This is a genomic window from Synergistaceae bacterium (assembly GCA_012521675.1).
GTDB lineage: Bacteria > Synergistota > Synergistia > Synergistales > Aminobacteriaceae > JAAYLU01.
In genome coordinates this window covers 1-6770 of sequence record JAAYLU010000113.1, presented here as the reverse complement: position 1 = coordinate 6770, position 6770 = coordinate 1, and the positions used below count along the sequence as shown (strand labels likewise).

The 6770-nt window shown below is 64.2% G+C and carries 10 protein-coding genes; all 10 read left to right on the top strand.

Going from position 1 to position 6770, the window contains the following annotated elements:
- Window positions 1–247, top strand: a 247-nt coding sequence (locus tag GX181_10110) for a ParA family protein (GenBank protein NLM72292.1), incomplete at its 5' end; no start/stop codon positions are given.
- Entirely contained in the window at window positions 240–731 is a 492-nt protein-coding gene (locus tag GX181_10105) for a hypothetical protein (GenBank protein ID NLM72291.1), read from the top strand. The genes GX181_10110 and GX181_10105, both read left to right, overlap by 8 nt.
- Before the next feature lie 34 nt (window positions 732–765).
- The gene (locus GX181_10100; GenBank protein NLM72290.1) at window positions 766–1329 is read left to right on the top strand and encodes a manganese efflux pump; all 564 of its coding nucleotides are present in this window, start codon (window positions 766–768) and stop codon (window positions 1327–1329) included.
- Window positions 1284–1628, top strand: a complete 345-nt coding sequence (locus GX181_10095) for a GIY-YIG nuclease family protein (protein ID NLM72289.1) — start codon at window positions 1284–1286, stop codon at window positions 1626–1628. Before GX181_10100 ends, GX181_10095 begins: the two co-directional genes overlap by 46 nt.
- 128 nt (window positions 1629–1756) lie before the next feature.
- Window positions 1757–3265, top strand: coding sequence for a DUF342 domain-containing protein (locus tag GX181_10090; GenBank protein ID NLM72288.1), 1509 nt, complete (start codon window positions 1757–1759; stop codon window positions 3263–3265).
- Between the two features lie 3 nt (window positions 3266–3268).
- Window positions 3269–3655, top strand: coding sequence for a hypothetical protein (locus GX181_10085; GenBank protein NLM72287.1), 387 nt, complete (start codon window positions 3269–3271; stop codon window positions 3653–3655).
- Window positions 3639–4133, top strand: coding sequence for a hypothetical protein (locus GX181_10080; GenBank protein NLM72286.1), 495 nt, complete (start codon window positions 3639–3641; stop codon window positions 4131–4133). Before GX181_10085 ends, GX181_10080 begins: the two co-directional genes overlap by 17 nt.
- 98 nt (window positions 4134–4231) lie before the next feature.
- On the top strand, window positions 4232–5152 hold the full coding sequence (locus tag GX181_10075; GenBank protein NLM72285.1) for a thiamine pyrophosphate-dependent dehydrogenase E1 component subunit alpha: 921 nt from the start codon (window positions 4232–4234) through the stop codon (window positions 5150–5152).
- Between the two features lie 13 nt (window positions 5153–5165).
- Window positions 5166–6137 (top strand): alpha-ketoacid dehydrogenase subunit beta, encoded by a 972-nt coding sequence (locus GX181_10070; protein NLM72284.1) that lies wholly within the window; start codon window positions 5166–5168, stop codon window positions 6135–6137.
- Window positions 6138–6257: 120 nt separating this feature from the next.
- The coding region (dctP, locus tag GX181_10065) for a TRAP transporter substrate-binding protein DctP (GenBank protein ID NLM72283.1) at window positions 6258–6770 on the top strand (513 nt) is incomplete at its 3' end.

Sequence of the window (6770 nt, the reverse complement as noted above, 5' to 3'; positions counted from 1 at the left end):
GCGTATAGGCAATATACTTCTGACCCGCCACAACCCGCAGATCATCATGGCCAGGGAGGTAGAGGAGGAGGTCCGCAGGCACTTCGGCGACGTGGTGCTTGAGAACCATGTAAGGCAGAACGTGAGCCTCGTCGAGGCCGCCGGAATGGGCCTCTCCATCTTCAGCTACGACGATGGGAGCAACGGTGCGAAGGACTACGCGAAGGTGGCGGACGAACTGCTTGAGAGGTGGAAGAGGGATGGCTAAAAGAAAGAGGCCGAGCCTGAAGAACTATCTTGCCACCGGGAGGCTCTATGACGACGAGGAGTTCGGCGCAGACCAGGCCGTCGAGGCCGCTCCCGTCCAGGAGCCGGACGAGGCCCTCCCGACCCGGGCGCCGGAGGTCGAACAGGTGGGCGAGTCCGAGGTTTCGATGCCGGCCACGGCGAGTGAACCCTCCGCCCCGTCGCCGGACGAGCGCGTGCTCGAGCTTGCCCGGATGCTGAACGAAGAGGACGCCGGGACCTGGATGCCCGTCTTCCGGACGGCCGACGTGGAGTTCCTGCCGCTGGAACTGGTCGAGCGAAGGGAGGACTTCCGAAAGATGGACAGGGTCCGCTTCACCCTGTTCAAGCTGGAAAAGCCCGGCGAGCCGCTGTTCCACGTCAGAAGCAGCGTGAGGATCTGCGAGCCGCTCGCGGCCCTGATCAAGTGGGACGAGACCGGCAAGGTCCAGGTGTTCTTGCCGTGACGACGCCGGGCCTCCCGGAAAGGTCGCAGTCGCCTTGTCGCCGGCCGAGACACTGCTGATATCCCTCTCCCTCTCCATGGACGCGTTCGCCGCATCCTTGGGCATAGGTGCATGCCTTGACGGAGGCGCCTCGACCTCCGCCCTTCGAGTAGGAGCCGCCTGCGGCGCCTTCCAGTTCGCGATGCCCCTTGCCGGCTGCGCCGTCGGCTGCCGTTTCCTGGATTACATATCCGGCTACGACCACTGGCTGGCCTTCCTCCTGCTGCTCCTGGTCGGAGGCAACATGATGCGCGCCTCCCTCTCCAAGCGGGACGAGTCCTGCCCGTCGAACGACTCCTCCACGGGCCTCGCCCTTCTGACCATCGCCCTGGCGACATCGATAGACGCGCTCGCCGTGGGAATAGGCTTCTCCGCCATGGGCGCGTCCGTGCTGCTTCTCTCCTCCTCGGCCGGGATCATCACCGCCTGCCTGTGTTTCGCGGGTGTGATGGCCGGATTCCGGACGGGCGGGCTCCTGGGCGGGAAGGCCGAGTTCGCCGGAGGGCTTGTTCTGTGCCTGGTAGGCGCGAACATACTCAGGGCGCACCTGGCCGGGTAGAGAGGGGGGCCTGGGTCTACATCCTCCTCTGCTCGGACGGAACCTACTACACAGGCTGGACCTTCGACACGGAGGAGCGACTGAAGGCGCACAACGACGGAAAGGGCGCCAAGTACACGGCGTCTCGCCTTCCGGTCGTCCTGGTGTACAGGGAGAAGGTCGCCTCGATGAGCGAGGCCCTTCGCAGGGAGCTAGAGATAAAGAGAATGAATCGCCCGCGGAAGGATCGCCTGGTCGAGGGTTTCAAAGATGAATCCCCGCACCCCGCCCCGGGAGAGTTGAACGGTGCGCAATATTGACTTTTACGATAATATAGTTATCATAGTCCGATGAAGGGTTCTTCAGGTCTCGAGGACCGTTCATAAAAAATCAATTGCTCCGAGCCGCGCCTTTTGGCGCTTGGCCAGGAGCCGGGGGAGGCGGAGAAATGAAAGCGGCCAATATTGAAAGACTGATCAAGGAGACCGAGAAGTTCCTGTCCAGGCTGGAGAATATGGAGCCGAAGCCTCTGGAGGACAGGAACGCCTCGTGGGAGATACGCGTCTCGGGCGACCTCCTCACCGCCTGCCTGGAGCTCTACCCGGCGGCCGGGGGCGGCGCGCCCCCGGATCCCCTGCGGATAATAGAGGAGCTGGACAGCAAGGGGATAAAGAACTATAGTCGGGACAGGGTCAAGCGCCTGGCCACTCTGTGCGAGGCCGGGACCCCCGTGTACGGCGCCGACTCGATCGTGGCGCGGGGTGTTCCTCCCCGCCCGCCCGTCCAGGGGCGGGTGGAGTTTCTCGTCCCGATGGAGAGGGCGCGTCGTCCTGCCGACGACGATGAGCCTATCGACTGGAGGGCCATCTGGATCACGCCCTCCGTACACGAGGGGGACGTGATTGCCAGGGTCTACCCTCCGGAGGAGGGAGAGGACGGGGTCGACGTCTACGGCGAGCCCATTCACGCAGCCTCGTACGACTTCTTCCGCGTCGCCTACGGCGAGGGAGTGACGGTCGCCGAGTCCGACGACGGAGTCTGCGAGGTCGTATCCGCCAGGACTGTCGGGCAGCCATTTTACAGGGACGGAATCATAGATGTCGCCCCCCTGATGGTGATCGAGGGCGACGTGGACATGTCCATCGGAAACGTGGACTTCGCCGGCTCGGTTCTGGTCAAGGGGTCCGTGACGGAGGGGCTGTCTGTCCGGGCAGAGGGCGACGTCGCAGTAAACGGAAAGTTGCACGGCGCCACGGTGCGGGCCGGGGGCACGTGCGTCCTCAAGGGCGGAGTCACCGGCGAAGACTCGACGGTCGCCGCGGGCGAGGACGTCCGGGTCGGACTGGTGGAGCACTCCTCGATCAAGGCCCGTGGCGACATAGAGGTCATGGGCTACTCCCTGTTCGGCGACCTGGAGGCCGGAGGCGCCATCTACGTCCACGGGCAGAGGAGGAGAGGAGCGGTGGGCGGCAGGTGCGTCGCGGGGGGAGTGGTGGATGTCCTGTCCGCCGGCTCCTCCATGGGCGCCCGCGCACTGCTCGAGTCAGGCAACGACCCCTTCAAGGCCGAAAAGATAAGGAAACTTGAGGACAGGAAGGCTGAGTGCGGGGCTCAGCTGGAGAAGCTGGACGCCGCCATCCTCTCCCTCAAGGGCAGCGGTCGCGCCTTCGGGCTGGACTCCATGTCCGACGAGGAGAAGAGCAGGCTCTTCATCCTCGCGAGGTTCCACTCGGTGCTGGAGAAGGAGGCCGAGGAGGCGATAGCCCGTATAGAGGCTGAGAAGCGGGCGATGCTGGCCGAGAGGAGAAACCTCGGCCGGGTGCGAGTGAGGGAGCGTGTCCATCCGAACGTAGTCGTCGTTCTGTGCGGCAGGTCGATGGAGATAGACCGGCAGGAGGCGCACGTCAGCTACTACATCGACAGAGCGAGCGGACGGATAGAAAGGGGCGCGTACTAGGAGATGAGGCGTCAACCGGCCCTCCTGGCCTTGCTGGTAGCTCTTGCCGTCGTCGCCGCCCTCCTCCTGCCGGGGACGACGACGCCCCGACCGGATCCCCTGAGGGAGAGGGCCGAACAAGCGGCCTCGATCGGGGGGGAGCTTGCGGGCGTGGCTCGGTCGCAGCTGGAGGCCCTTCCTCCGGACGGAAGGGCGGAGGTGGAGGAGGTGCTGTCCGTCCTCGAAAGGGACGTCGATTCGGTGATGGCCCTCCTTGAGTCGCCTCTCGCCGACTCGGGCGCCCTGACTGAGGCAGTGTTCATTCTCGAAAAAACTCTAGGCGGGCTGCTGGTGGACGAAAAGCCCGCCGCCACGACAGACTTGGAGGCCGAAGATGACGGAGAACAGTGACGTTGAATCCCTGGCCCGCCGGGTTACGTCGATGCTCGGCAGGTATATGCAGGTGCAGGAGAACCTCTTCAAGCTCTCCTTCAGGAAGGTCCTGCCGATTCCGGGGCTGTACCGCCCGGTGGACTACGGCGAAAACCAGAGGATCCTGAAAGAGCTCCAGGCGGAGCTGCTGGAGACAAAGTCCGATATCAGGCGACAAACCCCCCGCGATCGGCCGGTCTCCCTCGAGGACCGCTTCCTCGGCGTCCTCAGGAGGTACATCTCCCAGATGGCCGAGGCGGTGGAGAAGCTGGCGGACATCTGCCGCAGCCTCGAGCGCAGGAGCGATGGGGGGCTCTACGGCCGCAGGGAGTACAAGATAGACATAGCGGACCTTCGAGAGCTCCAGAGAAAGCACCTGGACACGGGGGTCATACTGAACGAGCTGGTTAAGGAGCTGGAGCTAAAGGGCGCGGATGAAAGCCCCGACGCTCCCTGAAAGGAGTGATCTGTGTGTGTGCTAAGGCTGCGCGCGGCGGGGAGGCGCCCTCTCCATCGAAGTACGGCAAGGATCTTTTGACAGGCTTCTACAGGACCATGACGACCATCAGGCACTTCGAGCAGACGGTTGAGAAGTACTTCCTCGAAGGCGAGATCCCCGGGTTCGTCCACCTGTACGTGGGCGAGGAGGCCGTTGCCGCCGGGGTGATGGCGAACCTGCACGACTCGGACTACATCCAGAGCACGCACCGGGGGCACGGCCATGCGATAGCCAAGGGGGCCGACCTGCGGAGGATGATGGCGGAGATATTCGGAAGGAGCACCGGCAGCTGCAAGGGCAAGGGCGGCTCGATGCACATAGCCGACTTCGGAGTGGGAATGCTCGGGGCCAACGGAGTGGTCGGCGGGGGCTTCACCATAGCGACCGGCGCGGCCCTGGCCTTCAAGATGCAGGAGAGGGACGGGGTGGCGGTCGCCTTCTTCGGGGACGGAGCGTCCAACCGGGGCACCTTCCACGAGGCGGCCAACATGGCCGCTGCGTGGGGGCTGCCCGTGATCTTCGTGTGCGAGAACAACAAGTGGGCCTCGACCACCCCCTACCGGACGACGACCTCCGTCGACGACATAGCCGACCGGGCCGCGGGCTACGGGATGCCGGGCGTTGTCGTGGACGGCAACGACGTCTTCGCCGTGTACGAGAGTGCGAGGGCCCTGGTGGAGAGGGCTCGCCGCGGGGAGGGCCCCTCGCTGCTGGAGTGCAAGACCTATCGGGTCAAGGGCCACTTCGTCGGTGACCCGGAGAAGTACCGCACGAAGGAGGAGGTCAGGAGGATCTTCGAGGAGACCGACCCGATCCAGCGCTTCGAGAGGGACGTCCTGAAAGCGGGGGCCATGACCGAGGAGGAGCTCCGCGGGATCGACGGCGACGCTCGCGAGGATATCCGGCAGGCCCTGGAGTTCGCCCGCACCTCTCCGGAGCCGGAGGAGTCGGCCCTCTTCGAGGACCTTTACGTTTAAGGCGGTGGACGTGATGAGTACTGTCACTTTTGCGCAGGCTACGCTTGACGCTATGACGGAGGAGATGGCCCGTGACGAGCGAGTCTTCGTCATGGGCGAGGATATTGCGAGACAGGGCGGGATCTTCGGCCAGTTCAAGGGGCTCGCCGACCGGTTCGGCACCGGGAGGGTGATGGACACCCCCATCAGCGAGACAGCCATAGTCGGGGCCTGCATCGGCGCGGCCCTGGCGGGCATGAGGCCGGTGGCTGACATGCACTTCGCCGACTTCATAGGTGTCTGCTTCGACGAGGTGTTGAACCAGATGGCCAAGATCTACTACATGTTCGGGGGGCAGAAGTCCGTCCCGATGGTGCTGCGAGCCCCCGACGGCCTCGTGAACCAGGCGGCCGCTCAGCACTCCCAGTCTCTCGAGGCCTTTTTCCTGCACATACCCGGTCTGAAGGTGGTCGCGCCGTCGAACCCGGCGGACGCCAAGGGGCTGCTGAAGTCGGCGATCAGGGACGACAACCCCGTCATCTACTTCGAGCACAAGGCCCTCTTCTCCATGAAGGGCGAGATCCCCGGCGGAGACCACCTGGCGCCGATAGGCAAGGCCAACGTGATCAGGCAGGGGAGCGACGTTACACTGGTATCCTGGTCCATGACGATGAACCTCTGCATCGAGGCCGCCGACGTTCTGGCCGCGGAGGGCATAGGAGTGGAGCTGATAGACCTCAGGACCATCTCGCCGCTGGACGAAGGTACAATCCTGGAGTCGGTGGCGAAGACCACCCGGCTGGTCATAGCCCACGAGGCGGTGAAACAGGGAGGCGTGGGCGCGGAGATAGCGGCCATCGTAGCCGAGGAGGCGATCGACTGTCTCGACGCCCCGATCGTGCGTGTCGGGGCGCCCTTCACTCCTGTACCCTTCGCCCGTCCGCTGGAGCGGGCCTACCGGGTCACGCCGGAGAAGATCGCGTCAGCGGTTCGGTCGGTGATGTAGGCCGGTGCGAGGCGCCCGCCGGGTCGAGGAGGTGATAAGAGAGGCGACGGAGAGCGCCGCTGTCATAGAGTCCGATAAGGCATCGGAGATATCAATTCAATACTCAGGGAGGCGGAAAAAATGAAAAAAATAATTGCAGTAGTGCTGGCGGTCGCGGTTCTGTGTTCGTTCACTGCCCCGGCCATGGCGGAGTACAAGGCGGAGTACAAGCTCGACATAGTCCCGAGCCTGACCACCGCCTGGGGTCTGGGCGCGACCTATTTCACCGATCTTGTCAGGGAGAGGAGCGACGGGAGGATCAACATCAAGGTCTACCCCAACTCGCAGCTCACCACCGGGGCCCAGACCAACGCCTTCATGCTCGTTCGCAACGGGACAATCGACTTCGCGGTTCAGTCGTCGATCAACTACTCCCCGCAGATAGTCGAGCTCAACCTGTTCGCCCTCCCCTTCTTCATCGCCAACCAGCCCGACAAGTACGTCGCGATGGACGCGATCAAGGAGGGCGAGTCCGGCAAGCTCGTGGTCAAGGCGGTTGAGGACAAGGGGGTCAAGTTCCTGGCGTGGGGCGAGAACGGCTTCCGCGAGCTGACCAACTCGAAGAGGGAGATCCGCTCCCCCGAGGACATGGAG

Coding starts and splice junctions, on each gene's coding strand:
- GX181_10075 (NLM72285.1), top strand. CDS start 4,232: ATGACGACCATCAGGCACTTCGAGCAGACGGTTGAGAAGTACTTCCTC.
- GX181_10085 (NLM72287.1), top strand. CDS start 3,269: ATGAGGCGTCAACCGGCCCTCCTGGCCTTGCTGGTAGCTCTTGCCGTC.
- GX181_10070 (NLM72284.1), top strand. CDS start 5,166: ATGAGTACTGTCACTTTTGCGCAGGCTACGCTTGACGCTATGACGGAG.
- GX181_10105 (NLM72291.1), top strand. CDS start 240: ATGGCTAAAAGAAAGAGGCCGAGCCTGAAGAACTATCTTGCCACCGGG.
- GX181_10090 (NLM72288.1), top strand. CDS start 1,757: ATGAAAGCGGCCAATATTGAAAGACTGATCAAGGAGACCGAGAAGTTC.
- GX181_10080 (NLM72286.1), top strand. CDS start 3,639: ATGACGGAGAACAGTGACGTTGAATCCCTGGCCCGCCGGGTTACGTCG.